We start from the raw sequence: 16,454 nt of genomic DNA, 5'->3' as shown, positions 1-16,454 counted from the left end.
GGCCTTCCGGACAACCGCAGCGCTCGCTGCCAACAGTCCCTACTCGAACCGAGGGCGCTAGCATGCCCGCGTGGAGTAGGAGACGTTTGTGCCCGAATCAACTGGGTCTTCGCAGCGGACGCCGCTGTGGCGCCGCACGGCCGTGCGGGAGAACGCGCCGGTCCTCGCCGTGGTCGCCCTCGGCGGCGGCCTCGGCGCGCTCGCCCGGTACGGCCTCGCGGTCCTGCTCCCCACCGCACCCGGGCACTTCCCGCTGGCGACGTTCCTGATCAACTTCACCGGCTGCTTCCTCATCGGGGTGCTCATGGTCGCGGTCACCGAGGCGTGGACCGTGAACCGGCTGGTGCGGCCGTTTCTCGGGGTCGGGATCCTGGGCGGCTACACCACGTTCTCGACCTACGCCGTCGAGATCCACGGGCTGCTGCGGCCGGGCACGGTCGGGCTCGCGTTCGGCTACCTCGCGGGCACGCTCGTGGCGGCGCTGCTCGCGGTCGTGGCCGGCATGGCGCTCGCGCGAAGACTGTTCGTCCGTCCGGAAAGGACGGTCGAGGCGTGACGGCGCTGCTCGTGTTCCTGGGCGCGGTGGTCGGGGCACCGCTGCGGTACGTCACCGATCGCTTCGTGCAGGCGCGCCACCACAGCGCGTTTCCGTGGGGCACGTTCACGGTCAACCTGGTGGGATCCTTGGTGCTCGGCTCGCTCGCCGGCGCCGGGTCGGCGTTGCCCGGTACCGTCTCGATTCTAGTGGGCACGGGGTTCTGCGGGGCGCTGACGACGTACAGCACTTTCGGCTACGAGACCGTGCGCCTGCTGGAGCGGCGGGCGTACGGCGCGGCGGTGGCCAATGTGGTGCTGAGCGTGGCCGCCGGACTGGGGGCGGCCACGCTCGGGTACGCGGTGGTCCACGCGCTCGTCTGAGTTATGTGGCGAGGTTGGCGTACACCACGATGTTGTCCTCGTAGCTGTGCTCGGCGTGATCGAACACGCCGCCGCAGGTGATCAGGCGCAGCTCGGGTTTGGTGCTGTTGCCGTAGACCGCGTCCTGGGGAAACTGGTCCTTGGGGACCTGAGTGAGGTGGTCGACGGTGAACTTCAGCTTCTTGCCGTCGCTGCGGTCGACGTCCACCTCGTCGCCGGGGACGAGATCCTTGAGCTTGTAGAAGATGCCGGGCTTTTTGTCGCCGTCCACGTGGCCGAGGACGATCGCCGGACCGACCTCGCCGGGGACGGGGGAGAGGCGGTACCACGCGGCCTGCATCGGCGTTTTCACCGAGGGCACGGAGATCTTGCCCTCGAGGTTCACCGCGACGGAGACCAGGCTGGACTGCGCCCCGATCTTCGGGATGCTGACGGAGGTCGGGCGCAGGCCCTTGAACGGTTGGGTGACGGGGACACTGCTCGGGACCGGCGTCACCGCGGCAGCCGGCGCCGGAGTGGGAGCAGAACTGCAGCCGGCCAGCACCGCGGTGACGGCCAGCACGGTGGCTGCCGTCGCCACGAGTTCGATTCGCTTCATCGGCTCAGAACCAGAACCGCGCGGTTCCGCCGAAGCCGGTCTCGACGCCGCCCTGGGGCGCGTAGCGGACCTGGACCGCCGGGCGGGTGACGACGGGGCCGGATGTGATCTTCGTGGTGTCCGAAGTGGACGCCGAGGTCGTCGGGGAGGTGGTGCTGCTGGTCGGGGTGTCGCTGGTGGCCGGGGTTTCGCTGGTGTCCGAGGTGGGCGGTGCGACCTGCTCGAAGGTCACGTCGCCGTGGCCTTCCTGGCCGTCGCAGGTCCAGCTGAACGGCGCGGTGGTGCCGGTGAATCCGTCGACCACGCGCACGTCGTAGTTCCAGTAGCGGCCGTCGGCGCCGTCCTGGTCCGGGCCGGCGGTCACGGTGAGGCCGGCGGTCGCGACGTTCCCGGGCGCGCCGGACGCGCAGGCGATGACCAGCACGCCTTCACCGCCGAGGCCAACGAAGCCGTGGCCGGCGTTGTCGGTGTACGGGTCGGTGGGGGCGGTGGTTTCGGTGGTCTCGTCGGCGTTCTGGTCGTCTCCGGAGTCTTTGGCGTCTTCAGCGGTGCGGGGCTTGGCGGCGGCCGGGGCGCGGCGGCCTTCGGTGGTCTGCACCTCGGGGTCGGCCGGCGTTTCGATGTCGCCGGTCGTGCTCGGCGGAGTGGCGGACGTCGGGGTGCTCGAGTCGCTGGTGGGGCTCTCGGAGGTGCTGGAGTCCGATGTGGTCGGTGCCGGCGAGTCCGTCGACTCGGACGTCGTCGTGGTCTCGACCGCCGCGGTGGGTTCGTCCTGCGCGAAGGCGGCCGGCGCGGACGCGAGCGTGAGGGCGGCGCCGGCGAGCACGGCACCTGCGAGACGGCCCAACGGTTTCTTCACGGTGACTCCCTGCTGCGACAGTGCCCGACGTTGGGCAATGGCGGGATTCTGCCGCAGAAAAGCGTCGAAGGGAAATGATTCCCGGGTGGGGAAAACCACGCTCGAATTCTGTAACGTTCCGCGTTTCCGGGCCGATGGAATTGATCCGGTCTGGTCTAAGGAAACGACCTGATAACGAAGGCGGTGGGCGTGATAACGAAACCGATCGTAACACGCCCACCATTCCCGTGGGCTATCCGGGACTTCTTTTCGATCTTCAGGCGCGGCCGCGGACGAGGTCGATCAGCCGGCCGAGCACGTGCTCGCCCGCCGCGCGCAGGCCGTTGTGCTCGTACTCGTTCGTGACCCACGGGCGCATCGTCGGGATCAGCCCGGCGGTCTCCTCGGAGAACCGGCGTTCCACATACGCGTCCTCGGCGTAGATCGCGGCGGCGCACGGCACTTCGCAGCTTCGCAGCGCGTCGGCGTCGTAGAGGCGCGGCCACTCGCGCTCGGCGAGCAGCTCGGCGGCTTCGCGCAGCGGCGCGAGGCCGGGCAGGTCGGTGAACACCGAGGGGAAGACGTGCTCGCCGGTGAAGAGCGTGACGTCGTCGTCGTACTCCGCCGGGCGCGTGCGCTCGGCCGACCAGCGGGTGGCGTGGCCGTCGGCGTAACAGGCCTCGTGGATCACCGCGTAGAGCGGGTTGCGCGCCGAGAACGGCAGCGTCGCCGCGACGTCGTGCGCGAAGGCCGGGGAGTCGGGGTCGCGCTCCAGCAGGTAGTGCAGCGTCTCGGCGCCCTCGCTCGACCCGAGGACGTTGCCGAGCTGGCGGAACAACCGGGACGTGATCGGCGTGCCGTCGGGCAGCGCGAGCTCACCGGCGTGCAGGCGTGTGTGCAGCTTCCGCACGCGCTCGCGGTCTCCGGGGTAGCGCCGGTAGTAGCGGCGGTTGCGCTCCAGCAGCGTCGCGTACGTCGCCTGGTACACCTCGTCGGGGTGCCGTTCGACCGGAGGCAGGCCCCCGGTGAAGAACGCTTCCCGCAGGCCCTCCGGCGCTTGCGAGAGGTAGGCGAGCGAGGTGAACCCGCCGAACGACTGGCCCAGCACGCTCCACCGGTCCACGCCCAGCCGCCGCCGGATCAGCTCCGCGTCCCGCACGATCGAGTCGGCGCGGAAATGCGCGAGGTACTCCGCCTGCTCGGCGGGCGTGCGCCCGGGCAACATGCCGACGGGGGTGGAGTTGCCGGTGCCCCGCTGGTCCAGCAGCAGCACCCGGTAGTCCCGCAGCGCCCGCCCCAGCCACCCCGCGGCCCGACCCGCGGGCCGCGGCGCCTCGTGCCCGGGCCCACCCTGCAGGAACACGAGGAACGGCCGCTCCTCCCCGCCACCCGGCTCCGCGACCTCCCGCGCGAACACGGTGATCCGGTCGCCCTCGGGCCTGCCGTGATCCAACGGGACGTCGAACTCGTGCTCGGTGAGAACCAGACCGGGGACGCGCACGGAGGTAGGCATGGGTCGATCAAATCACGCCGGGGCCGGGTGGGTGGGGTGGTTTTCGGTGGGCTCTTCCGTCCGGGTCTCGGCGGGTGCGAGTGGGGCGCGAGTGGTCTGGTCGTGGGGTAGGTGGTGTGTGAGTGGGGGTTTCGTGCGGGGTAGGTGCCGCATGTGGTCTGCTCGCGTTGTTGCTGCGGTTCGAGTGGTCAGGTCGTGGGGACGGTGTGGTGTGAGTGGGCGGCTCGCGTGGGGTGGGTGCCGCGAGTGGTCCACTCGCTCTGCTGCGCGAGTGGTCAGGTCGCAGGGTCGGTGGTGTCTGAGTGGGCGGCTCGCGCGGGATAGGCGCCGCGAGTGGTCCGCTCGCGCTGTTGCTGCGGTGCGAGGGGTCCGGTCTTCGGGTCGGTGGTGTGTGAGTGGGCGGGCTCGCGTGGGGTAGGCGCCGCGAGTGGTCCGTTCGCGTCGGCAGTCGAGGTGTGCGGAGGTGCCACGGGGCGCCGCTCGGCGTGCGGGCAGGACGAAGGCGGTTCCTGCGTTGTGTTGTCTCGTCGGGTGCCGCGAGTGAACCGTTCGCACTGCTGCTGTGGCGCGAACGGTCCCGTCGTGGGGTCGGCGGTGTGCGAGTAGGCGTTCGCGCGGGCCAGACGCCGCGAGCGGTCCGGTCGAGCCGGGCCGGCGACGTGCGGGTCTGTGCGGCCGGCGCCGGCGAGAGAGTATCGGCGGGAGGTGTCGATCCAGGTGGTGCGGGGTGGTCAAACGGGAAGTGTCCCGTCTGAAGGGCCCCGGGTGCGGCTACGGTGATCTTGTCCGGACTGCGAGGGGAAACCACCTTTGGGCAAGCACCTGTTCTTCGTCGCCGCGCCGGCGGCGGGGCATGTCAACCCGGCATTGCCGCTCGTGGCGGAGCTGGTGGAGCGCGGGCCGGCGCTGCTGGGCGAGCTGCCGCCGAACGTCGAGGCGCTGCCGACGGTGGCGCAGCAGGCGGTGCTGGGCCACGCGGCCGCGTTCGTCTCCCACGCCGGCATGAACTCGATCATGGAGGCGCTGTCGCTGGCCGTGCCGCTGGTGACGCTGCCCCAGGTGCCCGAGCAGGCACTCAACGCTCGCCGCGTCCAGGAGCTGGGACTGGGCGAGGTGCTCGACTCCGAAGCCCTCACCCCGGAGCTGGTCCGCGAGACGGTCGACCGCGTCGCCGGCGACCCCGTCGTGCACGACCGGCCGGCCTGGATGGCCAAGGAGATCACTGCGGCCGGCGGCGCGAAAGCCGCGGCCGACGCGGTGCTGGACCTGCTGGGCTGACCGTCCACAAAGGACGCAAGGGACGTTACTGCTTGCCCATCGACCGGCGGATCTCGGCGAGCTTGTCCTTCGCGGCCTTGTCTCGGTCGGCGATCTTCTTGTCGAGCGACTCGATCGTCTCCGGCCCGCCGATGCCCGCGAGCTCCTGAGCGCCCACCGACGTGTTGTAGCGGTTCTCGATGCGGTCGCGGACGAAGTCGAACGACGGCACGCCGCCCTCGCTGTAGTCGGGCTCGGGCAGGTCCGCCGCCGGAACGCCGGGGGTCGCCGGGCTCTCGACGATCTCGGCGTCCAACGGCTCCTGGTCGCCGGGCTGGTTCGTGGTCATGTGGCACTCCTGTCGTCGCGGTCCCCACCCCCGACCCTAGCCGTTTCCGCAACCTGTCGCCTTTGCCCGGTACTGCCGCGGCAGGGGCGTTCAGGACTTTCGGCTGTCCCGGTCACCGACAGGCGTCTTGACACCGGTGAGCCCGGCTCGGAAATGTCGGTGCCGCACGGATTCCTCGGCCCGCACACGCCGCCACGTGTCGTGTCGTGTCGAAAGGACGGTCTCCCCGTTGCCAGCACAGTCCGAACACCCCGACCCCACACTCGCGAGAAGAAGCTTCCTGGCGCTGGGCTCCGGCGCCGCCCTCGCGGCGACGTCCGCGCTCACCCTGACGAGCCCCGCCGCGGCTGCACCCGCGACGGAAACCCCAAAAGCGATGGAAACCCCGAACCAAGCCCCTCCTCCGGCCACCCACGCCGCCGGCCAGCCCGACTTCGGCCCCAACGTCCACGTCTTCGACTCGAGCACCGCGAACATCCAGGCCACCCTCGACGCCATCTACGCCCAGCAGCGTGGCAGCCAGTTCGGCGAGGGCCGCTACGCCTTGCTGTTCAAACCCGGCGCCTACTCCGTCGACGTCAAGCTCGGCTACTACACCCAGGTCGCCGGCCTCGGCCTGCAGCCCAGCGGCGCCAGCATCACGGGCTCGCTCGGCGTGGAGGGCGACGCGCACGGCAACGGCACGCTCGTGAACTTCTGGCGCGGCGCCGAGAACCTCAACGCCGTCCCGAAGAGCGGCGTCGACACCTGGGCCGTCTCGCAGGCCACCTACTACCGTCGCATCTACCTGCTCGGGGACCTCAAGCTGTCCGACGGCGGCTACTCCAGCGGCGGGTTCATCGCCGACTGCCAGCTCACCGGCCAGGTCAACTCCGGCACCCAGCAGCAGTGGCTCACGCGCAACTCGGTCGTCGGCTCGTGGGTGGGCTCGAACTGGAACTTCGTGTTCGTCGGCTCGCCGGGCGCGCCGGCGACCTCGTTCCCGACGCCGCCGTACACCTCCATCGAGCGCACGCCGGTGATCTGCGAGAAGCCGTTCCTCTACGTGGACGGCGCCGGCGCCTACCAGGTGTTCGTGCCCGCCGTCCGCACCAACGCGGAGGCCACCAGCTGGGAGGCGCGCAAGCCGGAGGGCACCTCGCTGTCCATCGACGCGTTCCACATCGCCAAGCCGACGGAGTCCGCCGCCGACCTCAACGCCGCCCTCGCGCAGGGCAAGCACTTGCTGCTCACCCCGGGCATCTACCACGTCGACCAGCCGCTCACCGTCACGCGGGCCAACACCGTCGTGTTCGGTCTCGGCTACGCCACGCTGATCCCGGACAACGGCGTCACCGCGCTGGACGTCGCCGACGTGGACGGCGTGCGCGTCGCCGGCCTGCTCGTGGACGCGGGACCGGTCGCGTCCGACCCGCTGATCCGCTTCGGGCCCGACGGGTCGCGCCGCGGCCACGCGCGCAACCCGAGCTCGATGCACGACGTGTTCGTGCGCGTCGGCGGTGCCGGCGTGGGCAAGGCCAAGCGGTGCGTGGTCGTCAACAGCGACGACGTGCTCATCGACAACATGTGGCTGTGGCGGGCCGACCACGGCGCGGGCGTCGGCTGGGACGCCAACACCTCCGACGTCGGCCTGGTCGTGAACGGCTCGGGTGTGATCGCCTACGGCTTGTTCGTCGAGCACCACCAGAAGGCCCAGGTGCAGTGGAACGGCGAGGGTGGCCGCACCTACTTCTTCCAGAACGAAATGCCCTACGACCCACCGAACCAGGCCGCGTGGATGGACGGGACCCACCGCGGCTTCCCCGCCTACGCGGTGGGCGACAACGTCCGCACGCACGAAGCGTGGGGCCTGGGCAGCTACTGCATCTTCTCGCGTGACCGCACGATCGTCTCCGACCGCGCCATCGCCGCGCCGCACCGGCCGGGCGTGCGGTTCCACAGCATGATCACGTTCTCGCTCGGCGGCGGCCAGGGCACGATCGCCCACGTCGTCAACGACACCGGTGGCCCGTCGGACGCCGTCACCGGGCTGGCGATGCTGAAGTCGTACCCGTAACAGCGAACCCGGACGAAGAAACCCGCGCCGCGACTGTCCATTCACGACGGTCGCGGCGCGGGACCCCTCAGCCTTCGAACCCGCGCTCCTTCAGGATCGCGTCGATCCGGGCCTCGTGGTCGGCGTCCCACTCGTCGAGCGTTTGCGTCTCCTCCTTGGCCAGGCGTGCCTGTGCGGCCAGGAGGATCCGCTCCGCGTCGGCGGCCGGCGTGACCACGACGCCCTCCTCGTCGGCGGTCACGATGTCACCCGCGTGCACGGTGACCCCGCCGCAGCTCACGGGCTCACCCAGCGGCGCGACGGCCGCCTTCGTCCCGGGGATCGGGATCAGGCCGCGCGCGAACACGGGGAACCCCAGCTCGCGCACCTCGGCGAGGTCGCGGATCACGCCGTCGAGGACGAACGCCGCGATCCCGTTGCGCTGAGCCACGGCGCAGACGTTGCCACCCGCCAGCGCGTAGTCCAGGTCGCCGGACTCCACCACGACGATCGAGCCCGCGGGGGCGCGGTGGATGGCCGCGTGCAGCATCAGGTTGTCGCCCGCCGGGCACTGGACGGTGTAGGCCGGGCCGGCGACGCGCGGCACCGGGCCCCACAGCGGGCGGACACCGATGTCCATCACCTGGTCGCGGCTCAGCAGGTCGGCGAGGGTCGTGGTCGGGATGTCGCGGAATCCGTCGGGCATGGTCCTCCTGTCACGTCTTGGTGTCCCCTGGACGAGACCGCGATCGTCGCAGGAAAGTGCCCCGGAGTCGCGGACTCCGGGGCACGTGTGACGCAGTTCGCTCAGCGCATGATCGGCGGGCCGAGCGGGAGCGCGGACCCGCCCGTGGCCGTCGAGGCCGAGCTGAAGAACAGGTACACACCGACGGCGGCGAACACGAGCACCACGTACCCGCCGACCTGGAGGATGCCGGCCGAGCCCTGGAGCGTGCCGACCAGCACGAGCACGAGCGCGACCTCGATGAGGACGAACAGCACGGTGTAGGCCACCGGCAACCGCAGGGTCGCGAGCGTCAGCATGCCGACGATGACGAGCCAGGAGATGAGGAACAGCCCCTGGGTGTCGACGGCGGCTGTCGCGTCGATCCCGAACCAGTTGTGGGTCAGGCCGAGCACGAGCAGCGCGTAGCTCAGCCAGAACCCGGAGAAGATGGCGAACACACCCGCCACCGCGCTCTGGCCCACGGCGGCGGCCCAGCCGGCTGCGATGAGCAGGCCGATGCCGGTCGCGGCGATGATGACGGCGAGTGACGCGCCGACGGCGGTCGCGGGCACGTAGCCGATGAGGACGAGCCCCAGCGCGACGGATCCGACGACGAAACTGGGCAGGCCGACCATCATCGGGTCGGCGGCCGGGGGCGCTTCGGGTGCGGCCTCCGCAGTGTGCTGGGCAGGTACTCGGGGGACACTTTCGGCACTGGCATCGAGGGTGGTCATGAGCGGGCTCCCTGGTCGGGCATCCGGAATGTGCCTGGTCGTGTGCCTGGTCGTCGCGGTGGCACATGGCTCGGTATACGCCTGTCCCCGCACGGCGGGAGTCTCATTTAGAGACGCCGCCGACAAGGTGGAAACCGGGGCACACCGCCCACATCCGGCCCCTACGCTGCGGTGATCGCCCTCACAGGCCCCGGCCGACGGCGCCGCGTGGCGCTTCACGCGGAGCAACGACTGGGCCACGAAACGGCGTAGCTCCGGCTACGCCGAGTGGATCCGGCGAAATGTCACGCAGGGTGGCCGCCGGAGTGCTCCGTCAGGGCAGCCGGTTTCCGCCCCGCCCGACCCGAGAGGGTCGTAGTCCGGTCGGACAGGTCCGAACCGGGCGTCCGGGTCGATACCGTGCTGGCAGGTCACCGGAGCGGAGCCCGTCCACGGCCGGGCTGCTGGCCCGGTTCACGATCGCCGGGGTGGTCGTGCTCGCGGCGCCGGCCGGGCTCTTCGCCTACCTCGCGCGCGAAGCGGGCACGGCGCAGGCCACGCAGTGGGCGTGTGGGGCGGCACGGCCGTGTGGTCGCTCGTGGACCCGGGCAGCACAGCGAACGCGCCGGCCCCGTTGTGGATCCCGCCGCCTCCGCTCGTCACAGCGGTGTCGACCCCGCCGTCGGACGACAACCCGCGTACGCCCGGGACCAGGGCTCCGGAACCGGCGACGACCACGGCGGTGACCGCGGTGGCCGGGGTTCCGGCGACGACGGCGGCCACGGGCGAGGTCGCGGCGGGGGCCGTTGACCCTCAGCCCACGGGCTCGCGGACGCGGGCCTTGCGCCGCGCGGTGATGAGCACGACTCCGCCCACGGCGATCGCGCCGCCGGCCAGCTCGACGGGCGCGGGGACTTCGCCCAGCCAGACGTAGGCGACGGCCAGCGCCACCACCGGCACGAGGTAGAGCGCCGACGTCGCCGCGGTGACCGTGTTGCGCGCGACGCCGTAGCCCACAACACGAACCCGAGCGCGGACGGCAGCAAGCCCAGGTACAGCACGGCCGCGTGCGCCGAAGCGGGTGCGGTTTCCAGGCCGTGCCAGGCCGCCGGAGCCAGCGGCAGCGAGAAGAGCGTGCCGGTCCACATCGCATTACACGCGACTTCGAGGCCGGAATAGTGGCGCAGCAACAGTTTGCTGCAGAAGTGGTACGCGCCCTGCACGAGCGCGGCGGCGAGAACCACCCACGCGGCGGTGGAGTACTGCACATCGCCGCCGGACAGTGCGATGAGCGCCGAACCGCCGAGCGCGACGGCGCTGCCGAGGATGCCGCGCGCGCCCAGCCGTTCGCCGAGGAACGCGGCGGCCAGCACCGCGCTGAACACCGGCGCAGTGGCCACCAGCAGGGTCGCCGTGCCGGCGGGTACGTGCACCTCGCCCCAGTTGAGCAGCACCTGGTACGCCGCCATGCCCGTGAGCCCGCACAACGCGATGAGCGGCAGGTCCTTGAGCCGCGGCGGCCGCACGCCCAGGAACGACGCCGCGACGGCCAGCGCGACCGAGGCCACGACGAGCCGCGCCAGCGAGAGCCCGAACGGGCCGTAGCCGTCGAGCCCTACGCGGATCGCGGGGAAGGCGGATGCCCACAGGACGACGGTGCCGCCGATGGCCAGAACGGGTTTCGAGGTGCTCACCGGGCCAGTGTGGGCGTTAGAATGCGGTAGATCCAGTTAGTCTTTGCTTCGAGATCGGGAAGTTCGGCTTATGTTGGAAGTCCGCCGCCTGAGGCTGTTGCACGAGCTCGCGCACCACGGCACCGTCGCCGCGACGGCCGAGGCGCTCAACCTGACCGGTCCCGCCGTGTCGCAGCAGCTCGCGGCCCTGGAACGCGAGGCGGGGACCCCGCTGCTGGAACGACGCGGGCGCACGCTCGCGTTCACCGCCGCCGGTGAGCTGCTGGTGTCGCACGCCGACGTGATCCTGAGCGACCTCGCGGCCGCCGAGTCCGCACTGGCCGCGGTGCGGTCGGACGGCGCGGGCACCGTCCGGGTGGTCGCGTTCCCGTCCGCGGCCAGGACTCTCGTCGCTCCACTGTGGACGAAGTTGCCCGGTGTGTCGCTGCGGCTGGTGGAACAGGAGCCGGAGTCGGCGATCGGCACGCTGCTGCACCAGGAGGCCGACGTCGCCGTGGTGCACAGCTACAGCCTGCTGCCGCGCGAAACCCCGGCCCGGTGCGAAGAACACCACCTGGCCGACGACCCGGTGCTGCTCGCCGTGCCCCCGGCACTGGCCGAGGCGCGGGCGCTGGCGGACGGCCAGAAGGTGCGCCTGGCGAGGTTTTCGACGGAGCCGTGGCTGGTGCCGTCGAAGGAATACTCGTGCCACGAGCTGATCCAGCGCGCGTGCGGCGCGGCCGGGTTCGTGCCCGACGTGGTCGCCGAAGCCACCGATTTCGCCGTGCTGACGGCGCTGGTGGCGGCCGGTGCCGGGGTCGCGTTGATTCCGCGCATGGCGCTGCCGGCCTCGCACGCGCCGGTGAGCCTGCACCCGCTGGCGAACCCGTTGTCGCGCAAGGTGTACGCGGTCACGCGGCTGGGCACGGGACGGCGGCCGGACGTGCGGGCCGTGCTCACCGGCCTCGGCGCATAACGGCGTGGCGCGCGAGGGCACGGTGCACGAAAGAACGGTGCACGAAAGAACGGCGCACGAGGGCACGGCGCGCCCCTCGGCCGCGCCGTGCCCGCCGCGTCAGAGGACGATCTCCGCCAACCGCGCGACATCGTCGACGTCGTCGGTGGTCGGGTGGAAGATGAGCTCGTCGGCGCCGATGTCCTGGAACGACTTCACGGTTTCGCGCAGCACATCGGCGCTGCCGTTCACGCCCGCGGACACGAGGTCGGCGTACTCGGGGCCGGCCACGGAGTAGTAGTGGTGGGCGTTGCCGCGGCCCTTCTCGACGTCGCCGAGCGCGAAGTAGGCGATGGCGACCAGCCGCGGCTCACCGTCGCGGCCTTCCTCCCGCCAGGCTGCCCGCGCGGCGTCGAACACGGGCACCACCTGCTGCGCCGGCATCGCGCCCGCGACGTACCCCTCGCCCCACCGGGCCATCCGGCGCAGCGCGGCGGGCGCGAACCCGCCGAACAGCATCGGCACCTCGACCGAACCACCCGGCACGCCAGCGTTGTCCCCGCCGCCGACGGGCTTGCCCGACCACAGGTCGCGGTACGCCTCGAGCGCCGCGTCCATCCGCTTGCCGAGGCCCTTCGTACTCGTGCCCTCGACCACGAAGTCGTCGGGCCGCCCGCCCACGCCGACGCCGAACGTGAGCCGCCCGCCGGACACCGCCTGGATGCCCGCGAGCTCCTTGGCCAGCAACGTCGCCGGCCAGACCGGCGCCAGCATCACGGTGCTGAGCAGCCCGATCGTCTGCGTGGCACCCGCGGCCGCGGCCAGCGCGACGGTGTCGAGCACCGCCGGGTAGGCGATGCGCCCGACCGTGCCGAGCGTCGAGAACCCGGCTTCCTCCGCCTTCGCCGCCCACGCCGGGATCACCGTCGCGTCGACTTCGCGCACCTGGCTGGATAGGCCGATACCGATTTTCATGCAACTCCTCGTGGTCGTGGTGGAACCCCCGGTGACCATGATCGAAGTCCGCCCGAGGGCTCTGCCACTCCACGTCGTGGGTCCCCAGGCACCGGGTCCACAAAGGACTATTCGGAACAGGTGCCGTTGGACGTCGCCCCGGTGGTGAAGAACTCGACGCCCTTCGCGGCGCACGGCAGGTGCGCGAACGACGAGTGCACGTCGTTCGCCACGGTCAGCAGCGCGCCGCCGACCTCGGCCTGCATCTCGCGTGCCCACGGGAACGGGGTGTTGGTCTCGTACTGGTGCGCGACGAGCTGCAGCGGACTGGAGCCGCGTACAAGCTTCGTGGGTTGCGGCGCGAACGGCCAGCCGGCGCACCGCGCGTCGCCACCCGGTTCGTAGGCGGCCACCGGGAACCGGGCGGCGAGCTCGAGCCCGTGCTGCCACGCCTGGTCGATGTCGCGGGCCCCGGCAGCGTCGTTGCAGTTCACAGCGGCGAGGACGAACCCGATCTCCCCGTCGCGGTAGCCGACGTCGAACCCGTTGCCGGCCGGGGCGGCCGCGGGCGCTGCCGTGGTTGACGGCGGCTTCCCGTCGCGGGCGGCGGCGAGCGCTTCGGCCGCCGTGGCCCAGTCGGCGCGCGTGGCGAGCAGCTGCCGGTTGGCCCAGTGGTCGTCGCGGTCGGCCAAGGGCTGCGTCGCGAGCCGGCTCCGCAGCGCGAGCAAGGCCTGCGAGACGGCCGGGGCGGTGCTGCCGAACCCGTACGTCGCGTCGCGCTCGGCGAGCCAGCGCGTGAAGTCGTCGAAATGGGCTTCGGAAGCAGCGGTCTGGTCGTCGGACCGCGCGACGGCCTCGCCCGGCGCGAGCACGGAGTCCAGCAGCATCCGGTCGACGTGGCCGCCGAACAGGCTGCGGTAGGTGGTGCCGAGCGCCGTGCCCCACGAGTTGCCGAAGTAGCCGATCTTCTCCTCGCCCAGCGCCCGGCGAATCACATCCATGTCGCGGGCGACGTTGGCGGTGGTCATCGACCGGGCGAGGTCGGGGTCCTTCCCGGCGCAGGTGCGCACCCGGTCCGCGATGGTCTTCGCCTGGGCCTTGAAGCGCTGCTCGGCGGTGTCGGTGGCGGGCGGTCGCGGCACGTTCGCCGGATCCAGCTCAGGGCAGAGGATCTTGTCGCTGTAGTCCGAGCCGCGGATGTCGAACCCGATCAGGTCGTGCGTGCGGCCGATCCCGGCCAGCTCCGTCTCCGTGAGCTCGTCCGGGAAAGTCGTCCCCTGCTCGCCGGGCCCGCCCGGGTTGACGAGCACCACGCCTTGCCGGTGCGCCGGATCGCTCGCAGGCACCCGGCTGACGGCGATCGTGAGCTGCCGCCCGCCCGGTCGGCGGTAGTCCAGCGGCACGCGGACCGTCGCGCACTCGCTCGCTTCGCCTCCCGTCCAGCCTTCGGCGATTTTCGCGCATTGCTGCCACTGCAGGCCTTGCGCCGGCGGTGGCGCCACCGCCGTCGTGAACGGCACCGCCAGAACCGCCAGCACCACGGCCGCACCCTTGGCCACGTCGTCCCGCCTTCCCGTTGTCTGCACCGTCGATCTTCGTCGGGACCGACGGTGCCGGGCGGGTGTGCGCGGGCTGTCCGCGGCGCGTACTGGTTCGGTAACGGCTCAGCCGGTGCTCTCGTCGACGTCGAGGGTGTGGCCGAGGCGCTGCTGCTTGGTCCGCAGGTACCGCAGGTTGTGCGCCGTGGCGGCGGCAGGCAGGCCGACACGGTCGACGATCTCGAGGCCGTAGCCGTCGAGACCGCCGTACTTGGCGGGGTTGTCGGTGATCAGGCGCAGGCGCGTGATGCCGAGGTCGGCGAGGATCTGGGCGCCGACGCCGTAGGACCGGGAGTCGACGGGCAGGCCCTGGGCGGTGTTGGCGTCGACGGTGTCGAGGCCGGTCTCCTGCAGGGCGTAGGCGCGGATCTTGTGCGCCAGCCCGATGCCGCGGCCCTCGTGGCCGCGCAGGTAGACCACGGCGCCCGCACCTTCGGCGGCGATCGCGCGCAGGGCTTGTTCGAGTTGCGCGCCGCAGTCGCAGCGCAGGGAGCCGACGATGTCGCCCGTGAGGCATTCGCTGTGCACGCGCACGAGGGCGCCGAGCGGGGTGCGGCTCGCGGCGGCCGCGTCGCCGTGGACGATGGCGAGGTGCTCGGTGCCGTCGGTCGTCGAACGGTAGGCGACGGCGCGGAACTCACCGAAGACGGTGGGCATGGCGGAGGTGGCGACGTGCTCCACGAACCGTTCCGTGGCCCGCCGGTAACGCACGAGGTCGGCGATCGCGAGCACCGGCAGGTCGTGTTCGGCCGCGAACCGCGTGAGCCGTTCGCCGCGGCACATCGAGCCGTCCTCGGCGACGATCTCGCCGATCACGCCCACCGGTTTCTGCCCGGCCAGGCGAAGCAGGTCGACGGCCGCCTCCGTGTGCCCGGCGCGCACGAGCACCCCGCCTTCCCTGGCGCGCAACGGGAACACGTGCCCGGGCCGCCGCAGGTCGCCGGGCCGGGTGCCCGGCGCGGCGAGCGCGCGCAGCGTGGTGGCCCGGTCGGCCGCCGACACGCCCGTGCCGCTCCCGACGTGGTCGACGGTGACGGTGAACGCGGTGCCGTGGGCGTCGGTGTTGTCCTCGACCATCGGCGGCAGGCGCAGCGCGTCGGCGCGCTCGGCGGTCATCGGCGCGCAGACGATGCCGGTGGTGTGGCGCACGACGAACGCGAGCCGCTGTGCGTCGGCGACCGCGGCGGGAAGGACCAGATCACCCTCGTTCTCCCGATCGGCCGCGTCCGTCACGACGATCATCCGGCCCGTGGCGAGCGCCGCGACCGCGCGCTCCACCGCGAGCGTCGAGGGCCGGCCGGCCGGGGTGGGGGGCTGGGTCATCGTCGGCTCCTGGGAGGTCGGGGGTCGCTCCGGGCGTGAGGTTACGAGTGCCGCGGCGCGCGGGATATCCGTTGCCCGCGGGGGAATGTCCGTCAGCCGCGCCCGCGGGGCCGGTTCGGGCCGCCCGCGCGGTAGAGGTTGCTCGGCAGCCCGTGTCCCACGGCGCGTTCCACCACGGCGGCGGCCTCGAGCACCTTGCCGAGGTCGACGCCGGTGTCCACACCGGACTCTTCCAGCAGGTACACCACCTCCTCGGTGGCGATGTTCCCGCTCGCTCCCGGTGCGAACGGGCAGCCGCCGAGCCCGCCTACCGACGCGTCGATCTTCGTGACACCTGCCTGCAGCGCGGCGAGCACGCACGCGAGCCCGGAGCCGCGGGTGTTGTGGAAGTGCACGCCGAGCTCCACGTCCGGGCACGCGTCGCGCACCCGGCCCAGCAGCTCGGTGACCCGCCCGGGCACGGTGGTGCCGATGGTGTCGCCGAAACACAGCTCGTCCGCGCCGAGGTCGACGGCCCGCCGCGCGAGGTCCACGGTGCGGCTCACCGCCGTGCGCCCGTCGAAGGGACAGTCCCACGCCACGGCGAGGATCGCCTCCAACCGTCCGCCGGTGTCGTGCGCGAGCTTCGCGATGTCCGGCACCGCGGCGACGGCCTCGTCCGTGGTCCGGCGCGCGTTGGCGAGGCTGTGCCCGTCGGACGCGGAGATCACGTACTCGACGTCGGCCATCCCGGCGGCCACGGCCCGGCGCGCGCCGCCGCGGCCGGCCACCAGCGCCGAGAACGCGAGGTCCGGCCAGCGGCCGAGCTCGGCCGCGAGCTGCTCGGCGTCGGCGAGCGCGGGCACGGCGGAGGGGGAGACGAACGACGTCACCTCCACGCGCCGCACGCCCGTGGCGGCGACGGCGTCGAGGATTTCCAGCTTGGCGGCGAGCGGGATCGGTGCTTCGAGCTGAAGACCGTCGCGCAGCCCGACTTCACGCAGGTTCACGGAGCTCATGCTTG

Annotated in this window: 15 protein-coding genes and 1 pseudogene; 5 read left to right on the top strand and 11 right to left on the bottom strand. The window is 71.9% G+C overall.

Going from position 1 to position 16,454, the window contains the following annotated elements:
* Positions 1 to 88 precede the first annotated feature (88 nt).
* Together crcB (AB0M56_RS18530) and crcB (AB0M56_RS18525) are read left to right on the top strand one after the other, a co-directional pair.
* Positions 89 to 556: a fluoride efflux transporter CrcB gene (gene crcB, locus AB0M56_RS18530; protein WP_364177321.1), complete on the top strand. Its 468-nt coding sequence runs from the start codon at positions 89 to 91 to the stop codon at positions 554 to 556.
* Entirely contained in the window at positions 553 to 918 is a 366-nt protein-coding gene (gene crcB / locus AB0M56_RS18525; protein ID WP_364177318.1) for a fluoride efflux transporter CrcB, read from the top strand. The genes crcB (AB0M56_RS18530) and crcB (AB0M56_RS18525) overlap by 4 nt, the downstream gene beginning before the upstream one ends.
* Position 919: 1 nt before the next feature.
* Here the strand turns inward: crcB (AB0M56_RS18525) and AB0M56_RS18520 are convergent, their stop codons facing one another.
* From AB0M56_RS18520 to AB0M56_RS18510, 3 genes are all read right to left on the bottom strand, one after another.
* On the bottom strand, positions 920 to 1,516 hold the full coding sequence (locus tag AB0M56_RS18520) for a class F sortase (protein ID WP_364177316.1): 597 nt from the start codon (positions 1,514 to 1,516) through the stop codon (positions 920 to 922).
* Between the two features lie 4 nt (positions 1,517 to 1,520).
* The gene (locus tag AB0M56_RS18515; protein WP_364177314.1) at positions 1,521 to 2,375 is read right to left on the bottom strand and encodes a hypothetical protein; all 855 of its coding nucleotides are present in this window, start codon (positions 2,373 to 2,375) and stop codon (positions 1,521 to 1,523) included.
* Positions 2,376 to 2,631: 256 nt separating this feature from the next.
* Positions 2,632 to 3,867: an alpha/beta fold hydrolase gene (locus AB0M56_RS18510; RefSeq protein ID WP_364177312.1), complete on the bottom strand. Its 1,236-nt coding sequence runs from the start codon at positions 3,865 to 3,867 to the stop codon at positions 2,632 to 2,634.
* A gap of 810 nt (positions 3,868 to 4,677) precedes the next feature.
* On the opposite strand from AB0M56_RS18510, the gene AB0M56_RS18505 reads away from it, so the two are divergent.
* The gene (locus AB0M56_RS18505; protein ID WP_364177310.1) at positions 4,678 to 5,145 is read left to right on the top strand and encodes a nucleotide disphospho-sugar-binding domain-containing protein; all 468 of its coding nucleotides are present in this window, start codon (positions 4,678 to 4,680) and stop codon (positions 5,143 to 5,145) included.
* Between the two features lie 25 nt (positions 5,146 to 5,170).
* Here the strand turns inward: AB0M56_RS18505 and AB0M56_RS18500 are convergent, their stop codons facing one another.
* Entirely contained in the window at positions 5,171 to 5,473 is a 303-nt protein-coding gene (locus AB0M56_RS18500) for a hypothetical protein (protein ID WP_354868000.1), read from the bottom strand.
* Positions 5,474 to 5,702: 229 nt separating this feature from the next.
* Here AB0M56_RS18500 and AB0M56_RS18495 point away from each other — a divergent pair, with 229 nt between their 5' ends.
* Positions 5,703 to 7,529 carry a coagulation factor 5/8 type domain-containing protein gene (locus tag AB0M56_RS18495; RefSeq protein WP_364177306.1) on the top strand — a complete coding sequence of 609 codons (1,827 nt, stop codon included), beginning with the start codon at positions 5,703 to 5,705 and terminating at the stop codon, positions 7,527 to 7,529.
* Positions 7,530 to 7,596: 67 nt separating this feature from the next.
* Here the strand turns inward: AB0M56_RS18495 and AB0M56_RS18490 are convergent, their stop codons facing one another.
* The 3 genes and pseudogenes from AB0M56_RS18490 to AB0M56_RS18480 form a co-directional block, all read right to left on the bottom strand.
* On the bottom strand, positions 7,597 to 8,214 hold the full coding sequence (locus AB0M56_RS18490; protein WP_364177303.1) for an RraA family protein: 618 nt from the start codon (positions 8,212 to 8,214) through the stop codon (positions 7,597 to 7,599).
* 101 nt (positions 8,215 to 8,315) lie between these two features.
* Complete coding sequence (locus tag AB0M56_RS18485; RefSeq protein WP_364177301.1) at positions 8,316 to 8,969, bottom strand: GPR1/FUN34/YaaH family transporter; 654 nt, start codon at positions 8,967 to 8,969, stop codon at positions 8,316 to 8,318.
* A 792-nt stretch (positions 8,970 to 9,761) separates the two neighbouring features.
* Positions 9,762 to 10,642, bottom strand: a pseudogene (locus AB0M56_RS18480) (DMT family transporter).
* A 70-nt stretch (positions 10,643 to 10,712) separates the two neighbouring features.
* Between AB0M56_RS18480 and AB0M56_RS18475 the strand changes: the two are divergent.
* On the top strand, positions 10,713 to 11,597 hold the full coding sequence (locus AB0M56_RS18475) for a LysR family transcriptional regulator (protein WP_364177298.1): 885 nt from the start codon (positions 10,713 to 10,715) through the stop codon (positions 11,595 to 11,597).
* A 99-nt stretch (positions 11,598 to 11,696) separates the two neighbouring features.
* Here the strand turns inward: AB0M56_RS18475 and AB0M56_RS18470 are convergent, their stop codons facing one another.
* The 4 genes from AB0M56_RS18470 to AB0M56_RS18455 form a co-directional block, all read right to left on the bottom strand.
* A complete protein-coding gene (locus AB0M56_RS18470; RefSeq protein ID WP_364177295.1) occupies positions 11,697 to 12,551 on the bottom strand; it encodes an LLM class flavin-dependent oxidoreductase in 855 nt (284 codons plus the stop codon).
* A 107-nt stretch (positions 12,552 to 12,658) separates the two neighbouring features.
* Complete coding sequence (locus AB0M56_RS18465) at positions 12,659 to 14,089, bottom strand: alpha/beta fold hydrolase (protein ID WP_364177293.1); 1,431 nt, start codon at positions 14,087 to 14,089, stop codon at positions 12,659 to 12,661.
* A 105-nt stretch (positions 14,090 to 14,194) separates the two neighbouring features.
* Positions 14,195 to 15,451, bottom strand: a complete 1,257-nt coding sequence (locus AB0M56_RS18460; protein WP_364177290.1) for a bifunctional 3,4-dihydroxy-2-butanone-4-phosphate synthase/GTP cyclohydrolase II — start codon at positions 15,449 to 15,451, stop codon at positions 14,195 to 14,197.
* Between the two features lie 92 nt (positions 15,452 to 15,543).
* Positions 15,544 to 16,449: a hydroxymethylglutaryl-CoA lyase gene (locus AB0M56_RS18455; RefSeq protein WP_364177288.1), complete on the bottom strand. Its 906-nt coding sequence runs from the start codon at positions 16,447 to 16,449 to the stop codon at positions 15,544 to 15,546.
* Positions 16,450 to 16,454: the final 5 nt, after the last annotated feature.

Origin of the sequence: Amycolatopsis sp. NPDC051372 (assembly GCF_040682095.1) — a bacterium.
Lineage (GTDB): Bacteria > Actinomycetota > Actinomycetes > Mycobacteriales > Pseudonocardiaceae > Amycolatopsis.
This window is presented reverse-complemented; position numbering and strand designations above follow the sequence as displayed.